Source organism: Bacillus sp. RCC_6_1 (assembly GCF_041360755.1).
Taxonomy (GTDB): domain Bacteria; phylum Bacillota; class Bacilli; order Bacillales; family Bacillaceae_G; genus Bacillus_A; species Bacillus_A cereus.
In genome coordinates, this window is sequence record NZ_JBFUPV010000016.1 from 48578 (window position 1) to 75280 (window position 26703).

A 26703-nucleotide genomic window follows, 5' to 3' on the forward strand; every position below is an offset into this window, starting at 1 on the left:
TCTAGCATTCCTGTAAACTAGAGGCGTTTTTATCTGGGGATAGATTAGAAATGAGGTATATATGAAGCTGTTTATTCTAAAATATTGGAGGAACATATGTAGCTACATATTAATTATAATAGGGGTTATTTTTATTAATAAGTCCTTTTTATTTTGTATGGTAGAAGGAATTTCGATGCAACCTACTTTGAATGAAAAAGATTATATACTTGTTAATAAGGTAAATGTCTGTTTATCGTCTTTTCATCATGGAGATGTTGTCATTATAAAAAAAGAAGACGAGCCTACTTACTATGTGAAACGAATTATTGGATTATCGGGGGATAATATACAACTAAAAAAGGATGAGGTATTTATTAACGGTAAAAAGCGTGATGAGTCGTATATACATTTAGATATGTCACAAGTATCCAATCGTTTTTCAAATTTTAGAGAAATAAAAGTTCCTACGCATAAATTATTTGTGTTAGGTGATAATCGTAATCATAGTAAAGATAGTAGGAATACACTTGGACTTATTGATGAGTCAAATATAATAGGTAAAGTAGAAATGGTATTTTATCCATTTGATCATATAAAATGGATAAAATAATTCTATTAACTATTCACGTTTTATAAAATCAATCATATATTAATAGCATAGGACAAGCAGAAAAGCTTGTTCTAACCTCACAGAACACTCCTTATCACGGTTAGGCATCTACATAGGTAGATGCTTTTTTTATGTTGATGACTGAAAATTATTTATCAATATAATGTAGCAAGCATATTAGGACTATTAGGGGAAGATTACTTGTACAAATAACAGTATGCTTAATTAAAACAATGAAATGTAAGGAGTGAGGAATAAGTGCTAAATATTTTAGTGGTTAATTTTCCAGCAGAGGGACATGTAAACCCTACATTAAATTTAGTAAAAGCTTTTACTAAACGAGGGGATAACGTACATTATATTACAACGGCAAACTTTAAGGATAGAATTGAAGATTTAGGAGCTACTGTACATATTCATCCGGATCTATTAAAAGAGATTTCTATTGATGCTGAAACCTCATCTGGGTTAAATGCTTTCTTTCATGTGCATGTTCAAACTTCTTTATATATATTAGAAATTACGAAACAATTATGTGAAAGTATAAATTTTGATTTCGTAATTTATGATATATTTGGCGCAGGAGAGTTAGTAAAGGAGTATTTACAAGTTCCAGGTGTAGTGTCCTCACCTATATTTTTAATTCCGCCAGAATTTTTGAAGACATTACCTTTTCATCCAAATGCAGATATGCCATTCCAACCAGAGGAAATCTCTGAAAAATTACTAAATCAGATGAAACATAAATTTGGAGTAAAACCAAAGAATAATCTTCAATTTATGAATAATAAGGGTGATGTTTGTCTCGTATACACAAGTCGCTATTTCCAACCTAATAACGAATCGTTCGGAGAAAATAACATTTTTATTGGACCGAGTATTTCAAAGCGTAAAACAAATATAAAGTTTCCACTGGAATCACTTAAAGAAAAGAAAGTTATTTATATTTCAATGGGAACACTGCTTGAAGGACTCGAACCATTCTTTAATACTTGTATTGATACTTTTTCAGATTTTGATGGGATAGTTGTAATGGCAATTGGTGATAGAAATGATATTTCTAAAATTAAGAAAGCACCAGATAATTTTATAATTGCTCCATACGTACCTCAATCAGAAATATTAAATGAAGCAGATGTTTTTATTACACATGGCGGTATGAATAGCGTACACGATGCCATTCATTATAATGTCCCATTTGTAATAATACCGCATGATAAAGACCAGCCAATGATAGCGCAAAGATTAACTGAGCTTGAAGCGGCACATAGACTATTGAAAGAACATGTTAATGTGCACACTTTAAAAGAGGCCGTAACAGATGTTCTTTCAAATGAAAAGTATAAACATGGTATAAGAAAACTTAATGATAGCTTTTTAGAATGTGGTGGTTCAAAAGAAGCAATTGCAGTTATTGAATCTCTTTTAAATAAAGTAAAACTTTAATCGGTAGGGATTTTACTACCCATAAATAGCGGGATAAATAGTCGTAACTGTATACAAGCATAGAGGTTCTCATCTTTATGCTTGTATATTCTTATCCAGCAAATTGCACAGCAGTATTTGCGTGTAAAAAAGCAGTATCAAAAACGGGAACAGTAAGATCATTTTGGGAGATAAGTAAAGGTATTTCAGTACAGCCTAATAATATACCTTCAGCGCCGTTTTGAATTAATGATTTTGTAATTTGTAATAACTTTTCTTTAGATGTTTCTGAAATGATCCCTCTACTTAATTCATCTAATATGACATGGTGGATAAAGGTTCTTTCCTCTTCATTTGGGATAATTGTCTCAATGTTATATTTCGCTAATCGTGATTTATAGAAATCTTGCTCCATCGTTTGTTTTGTTCCTAATAGTCCGATACGTTTTATACTCTGTTCTACCATTTCTTTAGCACTTACATCACCAATGTGAAGAAGCGGGATAGATATTGCTTGTTCTACTTCCTCGGCAAATAGATGTACAGTATTTGAACACATTAATAAACATTCAGCCCCAGATTTTTCAACTTTCTTTGCAACTGTAACTAGTTCATTTTTCACTTCTTCATATTGATGATTTTGTAATAAAGTAGTTACTTCACCAAAGTCCATACTATATAAAACTAACTTTGCATTTTGATCGTATTGAGAGAGTGTAAGTGTATTAATATGTTTATAGTATAATGATGTAGATTCCCAACTTAATCCTCCAATCAAACCAATAACTTTCATAATGCATTCCTCCCGAAACGATTTTGAATTTATTATTTCATAATTCCGATAAGAATACAATGATTTAAATGATCTATTTAACAAAAAAATAAAAATAGTAAGAAAAGTGTTGAAATTTACATTCTTTAGTGCCATAATACGAATTACAAATTAATACTTATCCAGAGAGGTGGAGGGAACGGCCCTAAGAAACCTCAGCAACCCCTATGCAATTTTATAGGAAGGTGCTAATTCCGCAGAGGACACGATGTGTTTTTTGAAAGATAAGAGGATTCTTGAACGTGAAAGAAAATGACCTCTTATGTAAGAGGTCATTTTTTTGTTGTATAGAAAGGGAGTGTCGATGCATAATTCATTTTTAAATTAAATATAGAGTAATAAAAGTTGACTAATATGAGAGGGGAATTGTCATGAACAAATTATCAACAAAGTTAGTAGTAGCAATCGGTATTGGAGCAGCATTATACGGGATATTAGGACTTTGGGGATTTTCTATTGCACCGAATACATTTATTAAACCAGCATTAGCTATATTAACTGTTTTTGGAGCATTATTTGGTCCAGTGGCAGGACTGTTAATCGGACTTATCGGTCATACCGTAACAGATACGATTGCTGGCTGGGGTATTTGGTGGGGCTGGGTTATTAGTTCAGGTATTATTGGTTTTTCAATGGGGCTTATTCAAAAAAGAGTTGGTTTTAGTGTGAAAAACGGGTCATTTAACAAGGGGGATATTTCTTATTTAGCAATTACTGGGCTAGTTGGTATTGTCATTGCTATTATATTTGCTGGGGCATTCGATATTATTGTGATGGGAGAACCATTTGACAAAATTGTTATACAAGTATTAGGAGCAACAATTTCCGATGTCATCGTTTTCTTAGTACTTGGATTGCCACTTACAATTGGTTTGGCGAAATCCAATAAGAAACATACACATTTAAAAATTGAAAAGTAGGGATGTTAACATGCAACCAATTATTTCGTTTGAACAATTCACCTTTCAATATGGGCATGCTGTGCAGCCTACTTTAAGTGATATTACCTTTCATATATACCCTGGGGAAAAAGTGCTAATTGCTGGACGAAGTGGCTCAGGAAAGTCGACATTAGCTCATTGTATAAATGGGCTAATCCCATTTTCTTACGAAGGGAATAGTACAGGTAACGTTTTAATTGCCGGTAAAGATCCGAGGGAAGGAAGTATTTTTGAACAAAGTAAACAGGTAGGAACAATTTTGCAAGATCAAGATGCTCAATTTATTGGTCTGACAGTAGAAGAAGATGTAGCTTTTTATTTAGAAAATGAATGTGTAAAGCAAGATGACATGAAAAAGATTGTTTCGGACTCATTAAGAAAGGTGAAGATGCATACGTTTCATAAACAAAGTCCACATGAATTATCAGGAGGTCAAAAGCAAACAGTTTCTCTAGCGGGTTTATTAACGACAAATGCGGATATATTATTGTTCGATGAACCGTTAGCTAATTTAGATCCACTAAGCGCCTTACATACGATAAAACTTATGAAAGATATACATGAACAATATAATAAAACGATTGTTATTATCGAACATAGAATAGAAGAAATTTTAAACCTGGATTTAGACAAAGTTATATTAATTGATGAAGGTAAAGTCATTGCGATAGGAACACCAAAAGAAATCTTAGCGTCAAATATATTACCACGTATCGGCTTAAGAGAGCCTATTTACATCGAAGCATTAAAGAGATTACATTTTGATAGTAATAATGACGTAATATATCCAATGGAAAACCTTCAAAAAGAAAAGGTAAGCAACGTTATAAAAGAGTGGATGGAGAAACAAGTCATATTAAAAGGGAATACTAAAAACAAGGAATTACTTAAAGTGGAGAATTTATCATTTTCATACTCTAATAAACAAAAAGTATTAGAAAATGTAAACCTTTCAATATATGAAGGAGAAATTGTGGCACTGTTAGGACATAATGGAGCAGGGAAATCAACATTAGCTCATAGTCTTATAGGCATAAACAAAATGAAAAATGGGAAAATCTTGTTAAAAGGTGAAGATATTAGTTCTTGGTCTATTCGTAAACGTGGGGAAATCATATCTTACGTGATGCAAAATCCAAATCATATGATTACACAGCCTACTGTTTTTGAAGAAGTTTCATTTACATTAACATTACATAATTTTTCTAAGGAAGAAATTAAGAATAGAGTAGAAGGAACTTTAAAAATTTGTGGTTTATATCCATTTCGTAATTGGCCAATTCAAGCACTAAGCTATGGGCAAAAAAAGAGATTAACAATCGCATCTGTATTAACAACAAATCCTAAACTTATCATATTAGATGAACCGACAGCGGGACAAGATTATTATCACTATAAACAATTTATGGCTTTTATTAAAAACCTAGCTAAAAAGGGAATTTCATTTGTTTTTATCACTCACGATATGAATCTCGCGCTAGAATATACAGACCGTGCAGTAGTTCTACATGAAGGGAAAATTATTGCGGATAATACAGTGTTTGATGTATTAGGCGATCAAGAAACGTTACAAAGAGCCAACTTAAGAGAGAGTTCTTTAACCAAGCTTGTTAAATTTAGTGGGATTGCATGTCCAGAAAAATTTATGGAGCTTTATTTAGACAGTAATAGGAGGGAGGAAGGTGCATAGTACATATTTTCATCGTATGGATGGGGTAGTGAAATTGTTTTTATTTATTTTTTGTATGACGCTTACTTTTTTGTTTTTTGATTTTCGGGTGTTGCTAATATTATTTATTATTGGGTGTATCGGGCTCAGCATTGCTAAAATTCCATTTCGTAAAATTTTAATTGTTTTTAGTGTCATATTTACATTTAGTTTATTAAACTCTGTCATGATTTTATTGATTACACCAACTCATGGATCTGAATTAACTGAATCATATACCGCGTTTTTACATGTTGGATATGCAACGATTACATATGAAACATTATTTTATGCAGCTACACTTTCATTAAAGTATTTTACGTTATTACCATTTACACTTCTTTTTATTTACACGACAGATCCAAGCGAATTTGTAAGTAACTTAAGTAAACTTGGTATTCATTATAAGATTACTTATGCAATAAATATTGCACTACGTTATATTCCTGACATCCAGTCTGAGTATAAAATTATTAAACACGCGCAAGAAGCGAGAGGAGTGGCTTTTGAAAAAGGAGAAGCAAGTTTATGGGTTCGTATGAAGAACCGTGTTTTAATTTTCTGGCCACTAATCATTCATTCTCTAGAAAGAATAGATACGGTTTCAAATGCAATGGATTTAAGAGGATTTGGAAAGAAGGATAAACGTACATGGTTTTATACAAGTAAGGCGAAACGTGAAGATTTCATCGCTTTATTTGCCGGTATTTTCATATTTATTGTTGCGGTATATTTAAAATTAAACGTATTTCAAAACTTTTGGTATCCATTTTAAAGCACTCTTACATGAGTGCTTTTACTTATTTTTATGTAGACATGCTCAAAAAAGGGATATATACATAATGTATAATACGAACCAGTTAAAATGATCAACTACCTATTAGTTTTCAAACCAAAAGGAGGAGAAAATATGAGTTACGGTGGTTCTTGTGGTTTTGGTGGAGGTTTCGCTTTATTAGTTGTGTTATTCATTCTATTAATAATTGTAGGATGCAGCTGCTGGGGCGGAGGGTACTAATTTTTAATTAGTCTTCACAAATGTAAACTAAAAAAACATTGAAGATACTTATGTATCGAAACAAATAAAAAAGGAGCGACTATGCTCCTTTTTTATTTGTTTTAATGCGTATTCTTACTATATTTCGGGAACGTAATCGTTAAAGTCGTTCCTTTACTAACGATACTTCTGATTTTTAAACTTCCATGCATCGTCTCAATAATCTTAACAGCAACCATTGTACCTAAACCAGTTCCTTTTGTTTTTGTACTAAAATACGGTTCACCGAATCGATGTATTTGCTCCTGTGACATTCCAACTCCGCTATCTTCAATTCGTATTTCAACTTTACTATTATTGATAGATGAGGAAATATTTAAGGTACCACCATTAGGCATTGCTTCAATACTGTTTTTGATTAAGTTTAAAAAACATTGTTGAAAGTGCTGTTTATTACCAACAATGGTTGCCTCAGAAAAATCCTGTGTAATATGTATCGTATTCATATTACACAATGGCAATATCATATTAATAACTCGATTTAACTCTTGTTTTACTGAAATTTGATCTAATTTTTCTGGAGCAGGTTTGGCAAACGTTAAGTAATCATCGATAATTTCTTGGGCACGATTTAACTCTTCAAGTATATGTTTAATATATTCGTCTCTTGATTCAGGAGTTAAATTTTGTGTTTTTAAAAGCTGTGTAAATCCTTTTACCACCGTTAAGGGATTCCTTACTTCGTGCGATATACTTGCAGCGAGTTGGCTAACAATCTCCATTTTTTCCATTTTAATTAATTTTGAGCGCATTAATACAGCATCTTTAATAACTTCATTTATATAAACAATAAATAACATTAAAGTAGTCGGTAATACCATGAAATAAATAATATACAAATTATTCACTTCAAAATCTGATAAGGTTAATACAATTAAAGTTGTAAATATTGCTAGGAAAAAGGTTAAAAACATGGAAAAAGCTACTTTAAGTTTTCTATTATATGTATTAAATTTTGAAGATGCGAGTGCTGTAACGATGAACATTATTCCGTAAACAACAACTGTCAGCATGTTAAAGCCATAAAATAAAAATCTCGTAATTAATAAAATTGCAAACAATATGATACCGACAGGGAATCCACCATAAAGCGTACCTATTATGACCGGAATTTGTCTTAAATCATGAATACAACTTTCATCCATATAGATAGGATATCGCATACATAAAATAAGTGGGATACTAGAACAAAGGGTGATCAGTAGTATTTTATATTTCTTTAAATAGTGCCGGCTATCATATATGAAATAAAAAACAAATATACTACATAAAATGTATAGAAGATTATTTAATACGTTTTGATTAATATAAACAAAGTCCATAATATTTGCCTCGTTATTCTGAATTTACTTAACATATGTATTATACATAATAACATATGTTAAAGTGAATAAACCTTGTTAATACAAGATTAGTTTGGCTTTTTGTTATAAAATGCAAACATTCTACAAACGTTAGCTATCCAAAGATATTTTTACCAAAATTTTTTACTCCTTCTTCCTGCATGTTCGGTAAAACATGAGAATAAATCCTAAGAGTTAATGAAATGTCTGTATGACCTAATCTCTCACTGATAATTTTAGGATTAACTCCTTGTTTCAATAGTATAGTTGCGTGTGGATGTCTTAAATTACGAGTTTTAATTTTTTCACTGCTGCATTTTTTATTTCCTTATAAAACTTTTCCCTGAAAGCATTTCTGCATAACCCCCCACCTGATTTATTACAATTAATTAAATCTAAATCTTGATAAGCAGAACTGATTGGTAATAAGAAACGTTTACATGAGATTCTAAATAAATATAAAAATACTAAAGGAAAGTAAGGTATGAAAAAACAGGTGTTTCAAGAAAAGTGGACGAGCTAGGTCGTGTAGTAATTCCAGTAAGAGTGTATTTGGGAAGTGGCTTTTAAAACTGATGTTGTTGAGTACATGTGGTAGTAAAAGGTAGATGGACATATGAAAAAAGTAGAAATTGATGTTAGTAGCAACAAACTTTTAATAGTTTAGGACGAAAATGTAACAGTAGTCAATCCACCAATGAGCGGATTTGGTGAGCAAGTTGCGGTTTAGATAAAGGGTAAGGTTGATTGTGTAGATACTAAGTTTACTGAAAAGATAAAATGTTTATTTTTAGAAAGATACCCAGACGGATTTAGTCGAGAAGCTAGTCAAAATCGCGTAGATGTGAAGTGAAAATCGTAAAAAAAAGAGTCATGAGTGGAAAGGCTCATAGCTCTTTGTATAAGGGTAATGGTTTTATAGGTAAATATTATTATTAAATTCTAAAAAATTCAATGTTAGTAAATTAATTGGTATGTGATTTGGGTTTTATAGAAAGAGAGCAGCTAACAACAGCTAGCTGCTCTGCAGGTTCTGTAAGACAAAACAGAAAAGAATATTAACAGAATATAAAGGTTTATCCTGGTTGTTTGAACGTAGTTAAAGAAAGAATATCACATACTATCAATGTTAATAAAAACTATCTGTGGCTTTCACTTCTTTATTTTATTCACAAATAGTTCCAGTAGCTATTCCGGTTGGAGCGACACCTACTGGGACATTAGTGATAACAGTATTCGTAGCAATATCAATAACGGAAACAGTATTACTAGCTTGATTTGTAACATATGCTCGAGTGCCATCAGGTATGATGGTTACTTGATCAGGGGATAAACCAACAGAAATTGTATCAATCACAGTATTTGTCGCAACATTTATTACCGATACATTATTGCTAACCTTATTTACAACGTAAATAAGGTTTCCACCCGGTGTAATATCTATACCAACAGGTTCGGTACCTACGTTAATTGTATTAATAACTGCATTGGTAGCGGTGTTAATAACAGAAACTGTATTGCTGTTTTGATTCGTGACATACGCACGAGTACCATCTAGTGTAAACACGATTATTCTAGGACGAATGCCAACAGGGATGGTAGCAATAACTGTGTTGGTAGCAGTATTAATGACAGAAATTGTGTTGCTTAATTCGTTTGCAACATATGCAAAGGCACCATTTGGGGAAACAGTAATCCCTTGTGGAGCGATGCCAACAGGAATAGTATTAATAACTGTGTTTGTTGCCGCATTAATGACAGAAACCGTATTATTACCATGATTTCCAACATAAACAGTTGTGTTATTTGGAGAAACAGCTACACCTATTGGATTAGTTCCAACAGGAATGGTAGCGATAACAGTATTCGTAGCAGTATCAATAACGGAAACGGTATTAGAAAAAATATTAGTAACATAAGCACGAGCTCCATTTGGTGAAACTGTTACTTCAAGTGGTGCATTACCTACAGTAATTGTATCAACTACTATATTTGTTCCGGTGTTAATTACAGATACTGTATCATTTGTAGGGTCATCTATGAGTCCTGCATTTGTAGCATATACTAGGAAATTACATGCAGGTCCGGTTGGCCCGGTCGGTCCGGTCGGTCCAGTAGGTCCCGGTGGTCCTTCCGGCCCTTGAATACCTGACACACCTTGAGGTCCAGTGGTTCCCGGTGGTCCTTCCGGCCCTTGAATACCTGGCACACCCTGAGGTCCAGTGGATCCTTCCGGCCCTTCAGGTCCTTGAATTCCTTGTACACCTTGAGGTCCAGTGGGTCCCGGTGGTCCGGGAATTCCCATTCCGGTCCCTGAACCAGTAGGTCCCGGAGGTCCCGGAGGCCCTTGAATCCCTTGTACGCCTTGAAGTCCTTGAGGTCCCGGTGGTCCTTCCGGCCCCTGAATCCCTGGTACGCCTTGAGGTCCTTCAGGTCCTTCCGGCCCTTCAGGTCCCTGAATCCCTTGCACACCTTGAGGTCCTTCCGGTCCTTCTGGTCCTTCCGGCCCCTGAATTCCTTGCACACCTTGAGAACCCTGAGCGCCTCTAGGTCCAGGAAATCCTCTAGGTCCAGTGGCTCCAGTCGGCCCCGGTGTTCCGATGTTACTTAATAGCGAACTATTTAAGATTCCTTGTAAAATTAAGTTGAATGTTTGCTGTAATAAGGGGTCCGATATATTTGAACAACTTATAAGTGAAGACAAGCTTTGGAATAGAAATTGGAATAATGCTGAGATTTGAGTGAGGGATGCAGTAGGTAAGGAATTAATTAATTGATTTATAGTTCTTATAACTAAATTTCTATTTGGTGTATTTGGTTGTACTGTTATTAATAAATCATTTAATGCCTGTAATGCTGATTGGAGTATTTGTATAGTTGTTGGATTTGGTGTTGTGAAAAAAGAAAGGATGGCTTGATTTAATTGATTTATTATTTGTAATAATTCTTGTTGTTGAGAATTCGAGAAAAAAACAGGTGTACAGCAATTACTTTGATCACAAGGGGATATAGAAATAAAGCAGGGTTGCTGAAATTTATCACACGAATTTTGGGAATTTGATTTTCGATTATATCTCATAAATACCTCCTTTTAAAAATTGAATATTAAGTAATTTTCGGCAAATTATTAGCAACTGAGTTTGTAGGTATATGTTTAATGTGAAATGTTTTTTCCTTCAAAGTATATGCCAATAAAATAGAGGTGTTCATATGGGATATATAACCAATACTTGGTTGTTAGGAGGATGTTGTAATCATAGGAAAGAAAATGAAGGTTACAAAGTTTATAGGCAAGCGATTGTATTTTAAAAAAGCGTTATTGTAATAAAATTTGAAGTTTATTAAAAAGAAGGAATGAAGGAAGATGTAAAAGATTTTGAAAGATCCATAAAAAAGAATTCAGTAAAACTCTGAATTCTTTTACACGTATTTTTATTTGTTAATCCATTTAGAAATAATAGGAATTTGTTGTGCCTATTAAAATATGTACTGTTGGTAATTATAACATGAAAATGGATTGTAATAGAATAATGCATAAAAAAGAACAAGTAATAAATTAAACAAAAGCTTTATTTTATTATAGATAAATAGGTGACTCAGCAATTGTGCTAGCCGAGTCACCTAGTACTATGGAACCAAATAATGTTCTTTTTCTATATGTAGTTATGTGGAGTTCTTAGAGGCTAGCCCAATAGACAGTTAAGGGATAAATAAAATCATTTTAGAGAGTTTTACATTTTATTATGTTAATGCTACAACAGCAAGAGTTAAGCCCAATGTATTTAATGTATTAGAATATGGTCCTACATTAACAGTAAGAGTACTTGTTATACCTAAAGGTGTAGTGAAAATAGCGGGTGCTGATACAGAAGTGAATCCTGCAGTATATCCCAGAGAAGTACCAGAGCCAATGATTGGATTATTATTAAGATACATAGTGATACCTGCCGAATTACCTCCTGGTTGAATGATAACTTGCACTTCATAGATTGCCAAATAGGTTCTTCCACCTTCAAGTAAAACAGTTGTTGGTGGTGTGAATGAGATTGCCGTACCATTAGAATTTACCACGGTATCTAGTGGAATCGCAGAATTTACCGAGACTATTGATGGGGTAGTTTGAACAACATTTAAACTGTTAGCCGTGGGGGATGGACAAGTGCAAGGTTTGTGAATGTTAGAGTTATTATCATTTTGGTAATTCACAAATAATCAAGCTCCTTTGCGTAAGATAATTTTTTATCCTATATAAAACGTAGCTTTTTTGTATCTAAGTGATTTTTAATAAGTTTTTAAAGATAAGTCGAATATTGTTGGTCAGTTAACTTTTAAAAGTATTTGATACTCTGGAATTTAAAAGTGCATCTGATAAATATATATGAATGTTTTTTAAGGACATTACTGTAAGTTAGGAAACATAATAAAATAATTATTTTGTTAAATAAAAAAACATGCACAAAAATTGTGCATGTTTAAAAAAGTTATGTCTTGTCTATGTAAATATATGCTTAACTAATATATACCGTGTGTATGTTTGAACAAAATGGTTATTTATTAACAAATATAAAGAGCGCTTTTTAAGATGCTCCATGACCAAGATGTGTATCGATAAGGATACCAAAAGATTAATAATGAGATGATCATGATTATTGTATGTACATTTCTAATGAATGTGAAATCTTTAAATGCAATCAAAAAGAGCACGCATATAAGCATGCTCTTGGACAAGAAAGGTAGATTTCTATGAGTGGATATCTCCATACAATACTATATGCTTGTCCAGTTAAAAGGTGAAAAGTTTTAATGAAATCTTTATTTTATTAATTTGTAGGTTGATACAGTTCCCCAAACGAAAAGAACCAAGTAAAAAAGTCTTTGTAGTAGACCTGCAGGTAAGGGGAAAAGAAAAACAAGTGAGATAATGATTGTTATTACTATTAAGTTTAGTAAGCAGAAATATGTCCATTTTCTAGTTTTTTTAAGATTCTTTGCAAAAATAAATAGTCCTGGAAATACAGTAAGCATACCTATCCAAACTAGAATAGAATGTCCAATTAGGTTTACATCTGCAGGAATTAATCCTGAGACTATAGTGGAAACTCCTATTATAATTATAAAAAATGTTGCTATTTTATTAATTTTTGTTTTTTCTAGATGTTGTGAAATATATAGTACTCCAATACAAAATGTTATTCCATTAAGAATAAAGAGTAAATTCATCCAAAAGTGATTAGGGGAGCATATTTCATAAGGAGCTATTTCGTAGGTGAATTCTCCACAGGTTGTTACACCTAGATCACTCATTGCATGATGCAAATAGTTATAAGATGCTGTAGAAGTGAAAATAAAGAAAGGTTCAATTAAAAAGTATAGGCAAGTTGCAATCCAACTAAATAAGCCAATCCTATTTGATATATACATTAGATGCCTCCTTTGAAAAAGGTATATTTCCGTTGTAGGTGGTTGCATTATCAAAAGTGAAAAATTTCAAGTTGAGAGTCGATAACCATTTTTAATAATATAGGGTTTTCTAGACAAATGTGTTTAGCGGAAAGACGTGTGAAAAATGGATGGGGTATAACTTAACAAAATCGTTATTTGAGAAAAAGGGATTAGTTTAGTTTTGATTCTGCTAATCCTCAACCAATTATAAAAAGCAGGCCGAATATGAGAGGGTAAAAAATACACGAAATTATTATACTAGTTATAACGACTTTTTTTGATGTACCTTTTGGAGCGAAAATAATTAAAACCAGTGATACAAATATTAAATAAATTAAATTACTATCACTATAAAAGGTAAAAAATACGATAATAGTTAACAAATTTGAAATGAAACCGAATTATTTTCTCATTACTTTAGCCTTTCTTGGAAAAATAAATAATCCAGATTATACCATGAATGAATAAGGTTTAAGTAAAATTTTAACAAAAACGTTATTTGAATAAAAAGAAGTTAGATAAGGATGAAGAATAGTCATCTCTTATGCTGGGGAGCTTAACGGATATCTAAATGAATTAAGGATGAGTATATGTTGAAAAGAAAAGTGGTTAGTTTGTTTTTGGGAATTACTATGGTAGTTTTATTTTTAAATCCGTTAGATACCAAAGCGTTTAATATTGATAATCAAGAGTTTTATGATTCTTATAATACTTTATTAGCACCATATGCAAGTCAAGTTATCAGAAGGAAGCTTGGACCAGATCATCAGTATAGTTTGACGGACACAAAAATTATAAAAATTGAACGTTTCCCAGAAGAAAACTTTAATTTTATTGTTACAGTTCAATATAAAACTTATATAGGAGCTCATAACCCTCCGAATGGCATAGAAACTATTACTTTTAATATAAATCCAAGTGGAGTAAAGGTTATAAATTTTGTTCATAAAGATGCTTAAAGAAGAAGTAATATTATTCGTACATTGATGGAAAGGATATTTGAACTGAAAAATGTTATAAAAATTTCATTTTGTAGAAATAAAGAAACTAAAAAAAGAGCACCATGCATCAGTGCCCTTTCAGATAGGAGGTAACACTTTGAGTTGGATACTTAAAAAGTATATGGTATAGAAGAGAAATACGACCTAAAATTTATTATCAACTCAATACAAAAGAGCAGTTAACGAAGGTTAACCGCTCAGTCCTCAGAGAAAGGAAAAAGAACATTACAGATGTCAATGTGAATTCAAGCTGTATCAGCCCATTTATAGTATCGGACATAATTAAAAATTTTATTCGGATAAACTAAAAAAAGACAGCTAGCAAAAGCTAACTATCCTGGTGAATAAGAAGAACGAAATGGTCATTCGTATTCAACCTTGGTGTACTTATATTGTTAACACTTTTTGGGAATTTATTCAATAAAAGAGCGGTTAGCCCAGCCTAACTGCTCCATACAGAGGTAATAATCTAGATGCATAGATATTATATGCCAAATTATTTATTTTATTCGAGACGGATTAAAGAATTTGTCCTTATTAGTGAAATATAGTTAAAGAATCTCTTTAAGAAACAGAAGCAGTAACCAAATAAAAGAGCAGCTAGCAAGAGCTAACTGCTCAACCCTTGACCAAGAGAGCTAGAGTGGGAAGAATTTAAAGCTGACTTTTTACAGTCCTATATAGTATCGGTGAAATATAGAATTTTATTCGTGTGAAACATAAAAAGAGCAGCTAGTAAAAACTAGCTACTCAGCCTTCGGGTATGAAGGGAAATCAGAAACTGTATATACATTATTAACGGAATATTGGGTTTTATTCAGGAGTTAGAGGGAAATGAATAAATTTAGACTGTTCCAACTTGGTTTTGGTCTGCAACATCAGAATCAAATGTGTTTGTTGCACTAACACCGTTAAATGTATTGAGAACAAAAGCAACGTTAGATGAACCTGAACCATTATAAGCTTTTGTATTTTCTTTTGGAGAAACGTTATAAAAATCACCTAAGTTGAAAGAACCGTTACTATTTTGCACAACCATATTTCCGACAATAGATGGCATAGCTTTCACCTTCTTTCCTAGGAAGCATTTAAATTAGTATATGGTGTATGCGTCTAGTGGTTCATCTGAAACTGAGAATTTTGAAATGAAGTTTGATTGAAAATCTAATAAAATAATCCTTTTGAAATTATATAGGTACAATTCACATTTGAGCCGCTTTTTGAATGTAAGAAGGTATTAAATTAATAAAAACGCCTAAAATGGAAAAAACTGTTTTATAAGAAGGGGTGAGAGGATTGGATAATTTAAAGAAAAAGAAACTAAAAAAAGCAATTGCTCGTCGGACAAAGGTTATACAAAAATATGAGAAAGACAGAATAGATAAAGCTTGGAGGAATCTTTTTATACAGACAAGTATAATGAAATAAATATAGTCCGGCTAGAAAACTAGAGGACACCAATTCATTAAAGCAGCAATTCAAGTTGTTTTAATGAATTGGTGTCCTTTTTATTTTGGAAGGGGGAGATAGGAAAATATGAGGGCACTACAAGACTAATTACGTGAGTGGAAAAAGCAATTGAATCAAACAAGAAAGAAAAAAAGATATAGAGTTCAAGTAGTTGTGAGATAAATTGAAAATAGAAATTGATAAGTAAAAAGATAAATAATTAAACATGCGGATGTATTGAATGCAAATGAAATAAAAATTAAATAGGTATATTTTTAATTTTTAAGTTAAGTATAGAGAAGAAATGAATTATCTAGATATTAAGAAAGGATGGATTTTTACAATGAGTTCAAATGAATCAAATTTCAGTTTTACCAGTAACAAAGATATTGTAAAGTACCTTAATGTAAGAAAAGACCCTGTTGATTTAAGAGACAAAATGTTTCGGAGTTACTTGTTTAGTAATGAGGCGGATTTGCCAACGCAAGTCGATCTTCGTCCTAAAATGTCAGGTATAGTAAATCAATGGAATATAGGTTCTTGTACGGCAAATGCAATTGTTTCAGGGTTACGAGAATATCTATTATTACAATCAGGTCGTCCATTTACTTGCTTATCTCGTTTGTTTTTATATTATCATGAACGAGAAATAGAAGGACATATTCAGGAAGATAGTGGAGCGAATGTTCGTGATGGTATGGGGGTTCTTAAAAATATTGGGGTATGCCCTGAAGAGGATTTTCCTTATACCGAGAATTTTAGAGATAAGCCATCACCAAAGGCTGAATCAGATGCTGCACTTTATAAAATTGGAACCTATCATCGTATTCAAGATTTATCGGGATTAAAGGCTGCACTTGCTCATGGATTAGTTGCTGTACTTGGATTTGCTGTACCAAAATCTTTTATGTCAGAAGAAGTGAAAAAGACTGGTATAGTTCCAGTATCAGGAACAGATGATGTAATTGTTGAAGATGGTCAACCAGCGGGACATGCTGTTTGTGCTGTTGGATATGACGATGATAAGCAAACGGTTATTATTCGCAACAGCTGGGGAGAAGACTGGGGAGATAAAGGATATTGTTATTTCCCATATGAATTATTTAAAAATGGAATTGTGCAAGATATGTGGACAGGTCGTTAATTAGAAAAGTGATGGAAGTATGGAAACTACAAAACACGTTATACGTGTTACGGGTAGCATAAAAGAGCGTGAAAAAGATGTAGAAATAAAAGGTGTAATGCATTATCATCTATTAATTAATGATATATCAGTTTTACATACAAGTGGTGCAGAGGTATCGTATAAAGGTTATGTACAAGCTATGAAGCAGCATGTGATTTCTTTTGGTAACTATGCATTCTGTCGTTTCTGAAAATGATGCACGCGTAGAAGCCCGTGATTTCTGAAACTGTGGTGACAAGAGTGCAACAGTTTGGGTGGCTGATGTAGAAGTGAAAACAATGGATGATATGCGAGCAGGTACACAGGCTTTTATCGATGAATTATGTAAATTAGGTGCTAAGAAAGTCGGTTTATATGTTGATCATCATATGTATGCACCTTTTGGTTGTGAAATATTTAAACAAAAAAGTGTTAGCAAGTTTGCAAACGAACTTGCTAACACTCATACAAAATAGACATAAATTATCGCTGATATGTCTTCCTTAATAATAGCCATAATCAATTAGAACACACTAATATGAAATGCTCATAAAATCATTCTTGATATACATGATAATAGTATAAACTCTATATTTCTTTTAATAATTTAGGGTTATATCTTTTCTGCATTAGACGCTTTTAACCACGCTTCGTAGAATTCTGTAACTGATGCATACCGTTCTGCTCGATTGTCATTTACAGCACGATACGCTACCGCATATAATTCCTTACTTGCTTCCCATTTTATAAAAGAACGATCTTTTTCATCGCCTAAAAGTGAGAAAGCCATTGCTCCCATATTAAATACATTTGTTCTTTCATCAATTATTGCGTTTAGTTCAAATTCCTCTGGTGACATAAAACGGGAGGAACCCCATAGCCGGCCCATTTTATTTATGTAAGGTTTCTTACTGTATAAATCTATATCACAAATTTTTGTTTCGTTTGTATTAAAATTATATAAAATACTACCGTCATAAAAATCTATCGCTACATAATTTTTCTTTTCTACATAAGTATGGAAAGAAAAAATGGAATGTAAGGAATGAACTCGTTCTATAGTAGATAAATGTCTAAATTTATAAAATGGAGAGTTTGGATTTTCATATTTCTCAGGAGGTGGGAAGCGCCAATGCGAATGAAGACATTCACCATCAAACCAATCGAAAATTAATACATATCCAGATTGAACTGGAAAATGATCAATTAATTTTATGAGCGATTCATGCTTTAAATCTTCATAAATAGTAACTGAATTTTTTAGCCTTTTAATAGCATCACCCGTTGTTCCTTCATATGCAATTGTTTGTGCTCCTGCGTATTTGATAAATTTCTTGTGACCATCTTTTTCTACACCAAAACTTATATTACCTGAGTCTTGCTGGTCAAAAACTGCAAATACGGTACCTAATTTAATAAGCCAATCAAAATTATGATATTCTTTTAATTGGAATGTTACACTATTTAACTGAATTTCGACGGAATTATCTTTCATAGCTTACCTCACATTTAATATAATTAAGTTGTACATTCCACTATTCGACATATTTTATGGAAATCCTATGCTAATAATATGAAATTTTATAAATATAATGATAAACACTTATAAAGAGGTGGATACAATGGATCAACAAATTGTTATTAAACCGTATCAAAAAGACTGGGTTGAAGAGTATATAAAAGAAAAAGAGAAATTCTGTTCCTTGTTAGGACAAGAAATAATCGCTGTTGAACATATAGGGAGCACAGCAGTAGAAGGATTAGGAGCTAAACCTCTTATTGATATGATGATTGGCGTAACAGAATTGCAAATAACTGAAAAGTGGATTGAAGTTCTATCGGAAATTGGATATGAGTATGTTCCAAAAGATGCAACCAATTGGCGTTTTTTTAGAAAGGGAAAATGGAGAGCAGGTACTCATCATTTGCATGTTTATATTTATAATAGTGACGAATGGAGGAACAATATTTTATTTCGTGACTTTCTAATAAGCCATGAATGGGCACGTAAAGAATATAGAGAATTAAAAGAGATGCTTGCTATTACATATGCTTTTGATCGTGTTTCATATACAAAGGCAAAAGCACCGTTTATTCAAAACATAATAAAGTTAGCTGAAAAAAATCAATAATAATTGTCAGTGATATTGAAATTCTCATTTTATTTTAATCTTTCTCTCATGTTCTTTTCTTTTTTATTTGATAGACTGCTTGTTACAAAGCTTTTGTGAGTAAGGAGATTAAATAAAATGGAGAAGATATTAAGAAATAAATATTTTCGTGTGTGTGTTAAAATTATGGGCATTACTATTATTATTTGTAGTGTATTGATGCTATTTATTAATGTTATATACGGCAATGTTTTGAATGTAAAATGGTTAAATAAAAAATTAGGCTCTTTTGGTGAATATGGGGCTATTATCGCTGCTTCATTATGGTTTTTACGCCATATATGGGTGTTTTTAAAGAAGAAAAATATACAAGGATTTAAAAAAGTTAAAGAAGTGTATCTATTTGCAAAAAAGTTTCATGTATTAATTGGATACGCTATAATAGCTGTTGCAATTACTCATGGTGTTTACTTTTTTATAAAAGGGAGTCCTCATATTTTACTCATATACAGTGGCATATTTTCTCTATTAGCCTTAATCGCACTAGGGGTTGTTGGGTTTTATTTACAGAAAATAAATAAGAAAGAAAAATTTATGATGTATAGAAAAGTGCATCAAATCATTGTAATTATATTTGGAATAGGATTATTTATTCATTTAATTGTCTAGGAGGAACTACCGTTGCAACACATTTTAATTATTGAGGATGAGGAAAGTTTAGCAGATTTTCTAGAATTAGAACTAAAATATGAAGGGTATAAAGTAGATATACAACTAGATGGAAGAAAAGGGTTAAGCGCAGCACTTGAAAAGAATTACGATCTCATTTTGCTTGATTTAATGCTGCCTGGATTAAATGGACTAGAGGTATGTCGTCGACTAAGAGCGACTAAAAATACACCTATTATTATGCTGACTGCTCGTGATAGTATTATGGACCGTGTGACAGGTTTAGATAGTGGAGCGGATGATTATCTTCCGAAACCATTTGCAATTGAAGAACTGTTAGCACGTATGAGAGTGATATTTAGAAGAGAAGAACATATTGAAAACAAGCAGGTTTCATTTCTTACATTCAAAGATTTGCAGCTTCAGATTGAATCTCGAACTATAACTAAAGGAAATGAAGAAATTGAACTTACAAATAAAGAATTCGAGTTATTGCTTATGTTTATGAAAAATATTAATCGCGTACTTACTCGTGATGTTTTACTGGACCAAGTATGGGGATATGATGCAATTGTTGAGACAAATATCGTTGATGTATATGTTCGTTATTTGCGAAACAAGTTACATAGTGTAGATAAGGAGGAGTATATCCAAACAGTCCGTGGTGCGGGATATATAATGAAATGATAAAAAATATTATGTTTCGAATTCGAAATCTACCTATAAAGTGGAAACTAACACTTTGGTCCACTACACTAGTATTTATTTTGTTCATCTTATATAGTGCTTTGCAGTTTATTGTAATCAATAAGTGGACTATAGATTATGAACAGAAACAAATAAATAGGCAAGTGACGGAAATAGCGGCATATTTCCAAGATAAAAATGATACCCTTTCGAGTAAAACATTTGAAAACAGTAAAGATTTTCTAAACAATATGATTGATAAGCATCAAATGATTCGTATTATTGACATGGATGGGGGGCCGATTATTACTGTTTCACGAGATTTTAATGAAACGTGGATAAAGCCGAAACAGGTTATAAAAGATGAGTCATTTATAAAAAGGCATTTAGAAGATCGAATATTAGTTAAGCGCATACCAATTAAAACGAAAGAGTTTACTGGCACTATTGAACTTACGAAAAACCTAGAGACATTTGATTATTTATTAAAAGTTATTTTAGTGGTAATGCTTATTGCTGGAATATTTGGATTGATATTTAGTTTTTTAGGTGGGATTCTTATAACGAAGAAACTATTATCAAGTGTTCAAAATATAACAGATACGATGAAACGTATTAAAAAGAATGGACTAAATGAACGGGTTCCAGTACGAGAAAATAATGATGAGCTTGCAAAATTATCATTTCTCTTTAACGAGATGATGGATGAAGTAGAAACTTCTTTTGCACAACAGAAACAGTTTGTCGAAGACGCATCTCATGAACTAAGAACACCGTTAACAATTATTCATGGTCACTTAGCGATGTTAAACCGATGGGGAAAAAATGATCCAGCAGTATTAGATAAATCTCTTCAATCTAGTTTAAAGGAAGTAGAGCGTTTAAATAAATTAGTTTCAGAATTGCTAGAACTATCAAGAGCTGAATCTGAACAAATGTATCCAATAGCAGCTGAGCCAGTCCATGTAAATAGCGTATTAAAACATGTTACACAAAACTTTATAGTAATTCAAAGTGATTTTCAATTTGATATGAAATTTTCGGATGATGCAGCTTATGTGTCAATGCCATCATCTTACTTAGAACAAATTATTATTATCATAATGGATAATGCAGTTAAGTATACAAAAGAGGTTAATAAATATATTTGCATAGAATCCAGTTTACAATCAGGGAAAGTTACAATTCGTGTAATAGATCATGGAACGGGAATACCTGAATCCGATTTACCATTTGTTCTTAATCGGTTTTACCGAGTTGACAAAGCGAGAAGTCGAAAACAAGGTGGAAACGGACTAGGTTTGTCTATTGCAAAACGACTTGTAGAAAAATATAACGGAGCTATTAAAATAGAGAGTAAAGAAAATGAAGAAACAATCGTTACGATTACATTACCATGTATAATAAAATAAGCCTTCAAAGAAGGGGTGCGTTTTGCATTCCTTCTTTTTTTACGATCAAATCATTTTGTTTATTTCGAAATTTCTAGTACATTAAAATTATTAAGGGGGAATAATAATGAAAGCTATCGTACATCAATATAAAACTGGGTTTGACGGTGTAGAATATAAAATATCACCTGAGAGAGCACTTAATGATGGGGAAGTTAAAGTGAAATTAAAATCAGCAGGCTTAAATCATCGGGATTTATTTATTATGAATAATAGAAAAGAAATGCAATTACCTTTAATCTTAGGATCAGATGGTGCAGGTATTGTTACGGAAATTGGAAACGGTGTTTCTGATAACATATTACATACAGAAGTTATTATTAATCCTAGTATTGGATGGGAACATGCTACTGAAGTACCGGAGTTACCGGAAGTGCTAGGTGGGCCGAAAGATGGAACGTTTGCTGAATATGTAATTGTACCAGTTGAAAATGTTGTAGAAAAGCCGTCATATCTTACTTGGGAAGAATCAGGTGTTTTATCTTTATCCGCATTAACTGCATATAGAGCGCTTTTTACTAAAGGTAGATTGAACCGCGGCGAACACGTTTTAATTCCGGGAATAGGCGGTGGTGTTGCTACATTTGCCATGTTATTCGCGAAAGCAATTGGCGCAAAAGTGAGTGTTACTTCAAGGGTAGAGAATAAAATGGAACTTGCTGCAAAATATGGTGCAGATATTTCTTTTCATAGTGCCGGAAATTGGGAAGAGAGCTTACAAGGTGAAAAAGTAGATTTAATAATAGATAGTATAGGTCCAGCAACTTTTTTGAAATATTTTGATGTATTAAAACCAAACGGAAGAATCGTGAATTTTGGTGCAAGCTCAGGAGATAAAATTGAATTACCATTACGCGCGCTATTTTACAATCAAATTGATATTATGGGAACATCCATGGGTAGCCGTGAGGAATTTAATGAGATGATAAAGTTTATAGAAAAACATCAAATTAAACCAATTATTGATAAAGTTTACTCGTTAGAAGAAGCAATTCGAGCACTAAGCCGTATGGAACATGGAGAACAATTTGGAAATATTGTACTTCAAATGAATTAAAAAATATGATTTTGCAATTAGTATATTTAAATGAACATGTTATGTATTCCAAACATGAAAAAAATACGAATCGCCTTATTATAAAGGTTTATGAACTTTATACATAAATAGCGTATAAAATTTGTTTTATAATTGTCACATGAGTAATAGTAAAATGAGAATTAGATGAGAAAAGTTTAAGCCCATTTTCATAATGGTATTGTATACTGTGTAAATCAAGAACACTTGTAAGTAGGGAGAGAGTATTATGAATTACACAGTATTTCAGTGGTTTAATAATTTTGCTGATTCATCCAAACTATTAGATACGATAATGGTTGCTATTACAAATAGCGCTGCATACGTAGCCATTTTATTTATGCTTATCTTATGGTTTAATAATGGAAAGAAAGAGAATGCAATTAGAAAACAATATACAGTTTTATATACGACGCTTTCGGTTATTATTGCATTAGTAGTAAATGTTCTTATACATGCGGTATATTACCATCCGCGTCCGTTCGTATCACATGATGTACATCAATTAGTACCACATGCAGCAGATTCATCATTTGTTAGTGATCATTCTGTACTTGTATTTTCAATCGCCTTCGTATTTATTCTTAGAGGAGAAAAACTGAAATATATCGCGCTATTATGGGCAGTGTTAGTCGGTATATCACGTATGTATGTAGGTGTTCATTATCCTTTAGATATACTTGGTGCAGCTTTCATAACACTTGTTACGAGCGGTTTAGTAATGCAAAGTACACGTATGTTTGAACCAATAGCGAAATTCGTATTCAAAATGTATGCATTAGTAGCGAGACGAATTCCTTTCTTAGCAAAATATAACCATATCGCATAATTTTCTTATAAAAAGTTCCCCTTTGGAAATCCAGAGGGGAACTTTTTATAGTAAATAAGAAAAGAGTTTAGAGTGCTATGCAATCAAGTTTTGGTGAAGTTAATATTCAGAAATTTCACGCACCGTATTTTAATGAAATAAAACAAAAACAAAAAATAACAATAGTTAGTTTCGTATTGTTTTAAAGGAATTAAAAAGAAAACTTCGAAACATATAGTATCGTAAACAAAAACTTCAAATTATAAAACGCATCTTCGTACGAATCCATTCCAAAAGAGAGGAGATAAGTATGCAAAAACTTCAAACGAATAAAGGCGCTCGATATATGATGATTGCTTTTATTGTTTTGTTTCTTATTATGATTTTGCGTATAGTCTATATTCAGGCAGTAGGAGTCGTGCATAATGTAAATGTAAAGGACCTCGCGGATGAACAACATAATAAAAAAGGTATTTTAGAAGCGAATCGTGGTACTATCTATGACCAAACCGGAAAGGTGTTAGTACAAGATTCTACAACATATCGAGTTGTTGTTAATTTAAAAGGAAAAGATAAAGTGAAAAATAAAGATGAAACCGCACAACAATTAGCCGATGCGCTTGAAATTGATAAAGAAGAAGTATTAAAAAACTTTCATGAAGGGCGTACGCAAGTTGAAATTGGGAAAATTGGTCGGAACTTATCTAGGGAAAAGAAGGAAAAAATTAATGATTTAAAAATACCAGGTGTATCTTTTATGTCGGAAAAAGCAAGAGTGTATCCGAATGAAGACTTTGCATCCTATATACTGGGTTTTGCTAGACCAGATGATAAAGGGAATACGGAAGGGAAGTTTGGGCTTGAAAAGAGTTTGGATAAATATTTGCGCTCGACAAACGGGAATATAGAATATGTGGGTACACGAAGGGGGATTCCGCTTACAAATGATATAGGTAAAGTAGAACCTGCTAAAAATGGGAATAACGTGTATTTAACGCTTGATAAACAAATTAATAGCTTTTTAGAAGAAGCGATGAACAAAGCACAAGAGCATTATGATCCTTCTATGTTAATTGGCATTATTGCTGATCCAAAAACAGGAAAGGTTTTAGCGATGGCTAGTAAACCTAGTTACAATCCTAATGTAGGTGATATCGAATACTTTTTAAATGATCCGATTGCAAATGCATATGAACCAGGTTCAACTATGAAAGTTTTTACGTTAGCAGCTGCCATTAATGAAGGTGTATATAACGGAAAAGAATATTTTCAATCTGGAAAATATTCCGTTGGTTCCTCTGATATAAAAGATCATAATGGTGGATTTGGATGGGGATCAATTACATTTGATGAAGGTTTTGAAAGATCATCAAACGTAGCTTTTTCTATTTTAGAAGATCAGTTACTGAAACCAAATAAATTTAAGCAATATATGAATAAATTTGGATTCAATCAAAAAACAGGAATAGATTTACCTGGAGAAAGTAAAAATACTTTATTATTAAATACGCAAATTCAACAGGTTACAACTTCTTTCGGTCAAGGTTCTACAGTAACTCCGATTCAATTAATCCAAGCGGCTACTGCTATAGCAAATGACGGGAAAATGATGCAACCATATATCGTTGATAAAGTTGTAAATCCAACAAACAAAGAAGTTATTATGGAAAATCAACCGAAAGAAATTGGGAATCCGATAAAAAAAGAAACAGCGGACAAAGTTAGAAGCTTAATGGAGCGTGTTATAACATCTTCAAAAGGAACTGGTACAATGTATAAAGTGGATGCTTATCCAATTGGAGGTAAGACAGGAACAGCACAAATCCCGAATCCTGAAAACGGCCGATATATGGAAGGGAAAGAGAATTACATTTTCTCCTTTTTAGGAATGGCTCCAATTGATGATCCGGAGTTAATCGTATACTTAGCTATTAAGCAGCCAAAGTTAAAAGGAGATGAGTATGGAGCTCAGCCTCTTGCTGAAATATTTAAACCTGTTATAAAAAACAGCCTTGAATATTTAAAGGTGAAACCGTATACCGAAAAACAAATAGCTGATGCAGCGAAACAATCTCAATTAAAAGTACAAAATTATGTAAATCAATCGATGGGTACAGCAGAGAAAAGTGTAGAAAAAGAGAAGCTACAGCCGGTAATTTTAGGAGAAGGAAAAATAATAAAACAATATCCACAGTCTGGCGAGGTAATGAGTGAAGGTGATCGTATATTTTTATTAGGGAATAACGCACAAATGCCAAATGTAAAAGGTTGGTCCATGCGTGATGTTATGTATTTCTCTAAGCTTTTGAAATTAGATTTGAAAACTTCTGGTACAGGTTATGTAACGAGCCAAAGTATTGAAAAAGGACAAGATTTACATGAAGGAGATACACTAGAACTAGAATTAGAACCGCCGTTACAACCGTTAACAGAGGCGAATACGAATTAATTCAGGTATTTGGAAGGAGCTAGATGCAAATGGCTCTTTCTTTAGAGCTGTAAGTAATTTCACGCACCGTAATTTTCAGAAAAAACAATAAATAAATGAATTAATAGAGACACGTTATTAAATATCTGATTATTTTTTATTTACAGTTAAAAATAATTGTGATAATATGGAAAAAATCAAATGCAGTGAAGAGAAGAGTAAATAAAATGAATTTTTTACAGAGAGCTCCATTTAGCTGAAAAGGAGTAAAAATTCTTTATTGAACCAAGCCTCTGAGCAGCGCATCGGAACCTATTATTAGGGGATGGTGTGACGGGAGCTCCCGTTATAGAGCTATGGTATAAGCATGAGTTAGAATGCAGTACCTGATAAGGTTAATATGGTGACATATTAACAAACTAGGGTGGCACCGCGATGATAAATCTCGTCCCTAAGATTAAAAGTCTTGGGGGTGGGATTTTTTTATTGTTTTAAAACAATTTGGAAAGCGGGGGCCAA

General features: G+C 32.5%; 23 protein-coding genes, 3 pseudogenes, 1 riboswitch and 1 other annotated feature. Of the genes and pseudogenes, 18 read left to right on the forward strand and 8 right to left on the reverse strand.

Annotated features, from left to right (window positions below):
* The first annotated feature begins 61 nt into the window (after window positions 1–61).
* Complete coding sequence (gene lepB / locus AB6801_RS27180; protein ID WP_000765192.1) at window positions 62–592, forward strand: signal peptidase I; 531 nt, start codon at window positions 62–64, stop codon at window positions 590–592.
* Window positions 593–850: 258 nt separating this feature from the next.
* The gene (locus tag AB6801_RS27185; RefSeq protein WP_065704006.1) at window positions 851–2038 is read left to right on the forward strand and encodes a macrolide family glycosyltransferase; all 1188 of its coding nucleotides are present in this window, start codon (window positions 851–853) and stop codon (window positions 2036–2038) included.
* Window positions 2039–2129: 91 nt separating this feature from the next.
* On the opposite strand, the gene AB6801_RS27190 is transcribed toward AB6801_RS27185, so the two are convergent.
* The gene (locus tag AB6801_RS27190; RefSeq protein WP_000864399.1) at window positions 2130–2810 is read right to left on the reverse strand and encodes an aspartate/glutamate racemase family protein; all 681 of its coding nucleotides are present in this window, start codon (window positions 2808–2810) and stop codon (window positions 2130–2132) included.
* Window positions 2811–2964: 154 nt separating this feature from the next.
* Window positions 2965–3080, forward strand: a riboswitch (SAM riboswitch).
* A 140-nt stretch (window positions 3081–3220) separates the two neighbouring features.
* On the opposite strand from AB6801_RS27190, the gene AB6801_RS27195 reads away from it, so the two are divergent.
* The 4 genes from AB6801_RS27195 to AB6801_RS27210 all read left to right on the forward strand — a co-directional run bounded on the left by AB6801_RS27195 (window position 3221) and on the right by AB6801_RS27210 (window position 6516).
* Window positions 3221–3769 carry an ECF-type riboflavin transporter substrate-binding protein gene (locus tag AB6801_RS27195; protein ID WP_001038210.1) on the forward strand — a complete coding sequence of 183 codons (549 nt, stop codon included), beginning with the start codon at window positions 3221–3223 and terminating at the stop codon, window positions 3767–3769.
* Window positions 3770–3779: 10 nt separating this feature from the next.
* Entirely contained in the window at window positions 3780–5480 is a 1701-nt protein-coding gene (locus AB6801_RS27200) for an ABC transporter ATP-binding protein (protein WP_065704002.1), read from the forward strand.
* Complete coding sequence (locus AB6801_RS27205; protein ID WP_000556377.1) at window positions 5473–6273, forward strand: energy-coupling factor transporter transmembrane component T family protein; 801 nt, start codon at window positions 5473–5475, stop codon at window positions 6271–6273. Before AB6801_RS27200 ends, AB6801_RS27205 begins: the two co-directional genes overlap by 8 nt.
* A 135-nt stretch (window positions 6274–6408) precedes the next feature.
* Window positions 6409–6516 (forward strand): YjcZ family sporulation protein, encoded by a 108-nt coding sequence (locus AB6801_RS27210; protein ID WP_000120182.1) that lies wholly within the window; start codon window positions 6409–6411, stop codon window positions 6514–6516.
* Between the two features lie 101 nt (window positions 6517–6617).
* Here the strand turns inward: AB6801_RS27210 and AB6801_RS27215 are convergent, their stop codons facing one another.
* Window positions 6618–7877, reverse strand: a complete 1260-nt coding sequence (locus AB6801_RS27215; RefSeq protein ID WP_033667149.1) for a LytS/YhcK type 5TM receptor domain-containing protein — start codon at window positions 7875–7877, stop codon at window positions 6618–6620.
* 136 nt (window positions 7878–8013) lie between these two features.
* A pseudogene (locus AB6801_RS27220) lies at window positions 8014–8190 on the reverse strand (tyrosine-type recombinase/integrase); the annotation flags it as partial.
* 324 nt (window positions 8191–8514) lie between these two features.
* Between AB6801_RS27220 and AB6801_RS27225 the strand changes: the two are divergent.
* Window positions 8515–8628, forward strand: a pseudogene (locus tag AB6801_RS27225) (DUF3954 domain-containing protein).
* 435 nt (window positions 8629–9063) lie between these two features.
* Here the strand turns inward: AB6801_RS27225 and AB6801_RS27230 are convergent.
* The 3 genes from AB6801_RS27230 to AB6801_RS27240 all read right to left on the reverse strand — a co-directional run bounded on the left by AB6801_RS27230 (window position 9064) and on the right by AB6801_RS27240 (window position 13319).
* Window positions 9064–10977: a YVTN family beta-propeller repeat protein gene (locus AB6801_RS27230; RefSeq protein WP_370941251.1), complete on the reverse strand. Its 1914-nt coding sequence runs from the start codon at window positions 10975–10977 to the stop codon at window positions 9064–9066.
* Between the two features lie 662 nt (window positions 10978–11639).
* Complete coding sequence (locus tag AB6801_RS27235) at window positions 11640–12104, reverse strand: hypothetical protein (protein WP_001109248.1); 465 nt, start codon at window positions 12102–12104, stop codon at window positions 11640–11642.
* A 606-nt stretch (window positions 12105–12710) separates the two neighbouring features.
* Entirely contained in the window at window positions 12711–13319 is a 609-nt protein-coding gene (locus AB6801_RS27240) for a DUF998 domain-containing protein (RefSeq protein ID WP_000275962.1), read from the reverse strand.
* Window positions 13320–13930: 611 nt separating this feature from the next.
* Here AB6801_RS27240 and AB6801_RS27245 point away from each other — a divergent pair.
* Window positions 13931–14299, forward strand: a complete 369-nt coding sequence (locus AB6801_RS27245; RefSeq protein WP_000919725.1) for a DUF3888 domain-containing protein — start codon at window positions 13931–13933, stop codon at window positions 14297–14299.
* An 886-nt stretch (window positions 14300–15185) separates the two neighbouring features.
* On the opposite strand, the gene AB6801_RS27250 is transcribed toward AB6801_RS27245, so the two are convergent.
* Window positions 15186–15401 (reverse strand): spore germination protein, encoded by a 216-nt coding sequence (locus AB6801_RS27250; protein ID WP_001139345.1) that lies wholly within the window; start codon window positions 15399–15401, stop codon window positions 15186–15188.
* Between the two features lie 236 nt (window positions 15402–15637).
* Between AB6801_RS27250 and AB6801_RS27255 the strand changes: the two genes are divergently transcribed.
* The 3 genes and pseudogenes from AB6801_RS27255 to AB6801_RS27265 all read left to right on the forward strand — a co-directional run.
* Window positions 15638–15769, forward strand: a complete 132-nt coding sequence (locus AB6801_RS27255) for a DUF3983 domain-containing protein (protein ID WP_000369348.1) — start codon at window positions 15638–15640, stop codon at window positions 15767–15769.
* 364 nt (window positions 15770–16133) lie between these two features.
* Complete coding sequence (locus tag AB6801_RS27260) at window positions 16134–16934, forward strand: C1 family peptidase (RefSeq protein WP_000097509.1); 801 nt, start codon at window positions 16134–16136, stop codon at window positions 16932–16934.
* 160 nt (window positions 16935–17094) lie between these two features.
* A pseudogene (locus AB6801_RS27265) lies at window positions 17095–17362 on the forward strand (glycoside hydrolase family 25 domain-containing protein); the annotation flags it as partial.
* Between the two features lie 206 nt (window positions 17363–17568).
* Here the strand turns inward: AB6801_RS27265 and AB6801_RS27270 are convergent.
* On the reverse strand, window positions 17569–18450 hold the full coding sequence (locus AB6801_RS27270) for a protein kinase family protein (RefSeq protein ID WP_000654548.1): 882 nt from the start codon (window positions 18448–18450) through the stop codon (window positions 17569–17571).
* 127 nt (window positions 18451–18577) lie between these two features.
* Here AB6801_RS27270 and AB6801_RS27275 point away from each other — a divergent pair, with 127 nt between their 5' ends.
* From AB6801_RS27275 to AB6801_RS27305, 7 genes are all read left to right on the forward strand, one after another.
* On the forward strand, window positions 18578–19087 hold the full coding sequence (locus AB6801_RS27275; RefSeq protein WP_000372690.1) for a GrpB family protein: 510 nt from the start codon (window positions 18578–18580) through the stop codon (window positions 19085–19087).
* Window positions 19088–19204: 117 nt separating this feature from the next.
* Window positions 19205–19735: a hypothetical protein gene (locus AB6801_RS27280; protein ID WP_000411453.1), complete on the forward strand. Its 531-nt coding sequence runs from the start codon at window positions 19205–19207 to the stop codon at window positions 19733–19735.
* Window positions 19736–19747: 12 nt separating this feature from the next.
* On the forward strand, window positions 19748–20422 hold the full coding sequence (locus AB6801_RS27285) for a response regulator transcription factor (RefSeq protein WP_001163828.1): 675 nt from the start codon (window positions 19748–19750) through the stop codon (window positions 20420–20422).
* Window positions 20419–21834 carry a HAMP domain-containing sensor histidine kinase gene (locus AB6801_RS27290; RefSeq protein ID WP_097856703.1) on the forward strand — a complete coding sequence of 472 codons (1416 nt, stop codon included), beginning with the start codon at window positions 20419–20421 and terminating at the stop codon, window positions 21832–21834. Before AB6801_RS27285 ends, AB6801_RS27290 begins: the two co-directional genes overlap by 4 nt.
* 106 nt (window positions 21835–21940) lie before the next feature.
* The gene (locus AB6801_RS27295; protein ID WP_097856704.1) at window positions 21941–22930 is read left to right on the forward strand and encodes a zinc-binding dehydrogenase; all 990 of its coding nucleotides are present in this window, start codon (window positions 21941–21943) and stop codon (window positions 22928–22930) included.
* A 247-nt stretch (window positions 22931–23177) separates the two neighbouring features.
* Window positions 23178–23777, forward strand: a complete 600-nt coding sequence (locus AB6801_RS27300) for an undecaprenyl-diphosphatase (protein ID WP_001110118.1) — start codon at window positions 23178–23180, stop codon at window positions 23775–23777.
* 289 nt (window positions 23778–24066) lie between these two features.
* Entirely contained in the window at window positions 24067–26205 is a 2139-nt protein-coding gene (locus AB6801_RS27305; RefSeq protein ID WP_097879668.1) for a penicillin-binding protein, read from the forward strand.
* Window positions 26206–26381: 176 nt separating this feature from the next.
* Window positions 26382–26640, forward strand: a binding site (T-box leader).
* The last annotated feature ends 63 nt before the right edge of the window (window positions 26641–26703 follow it).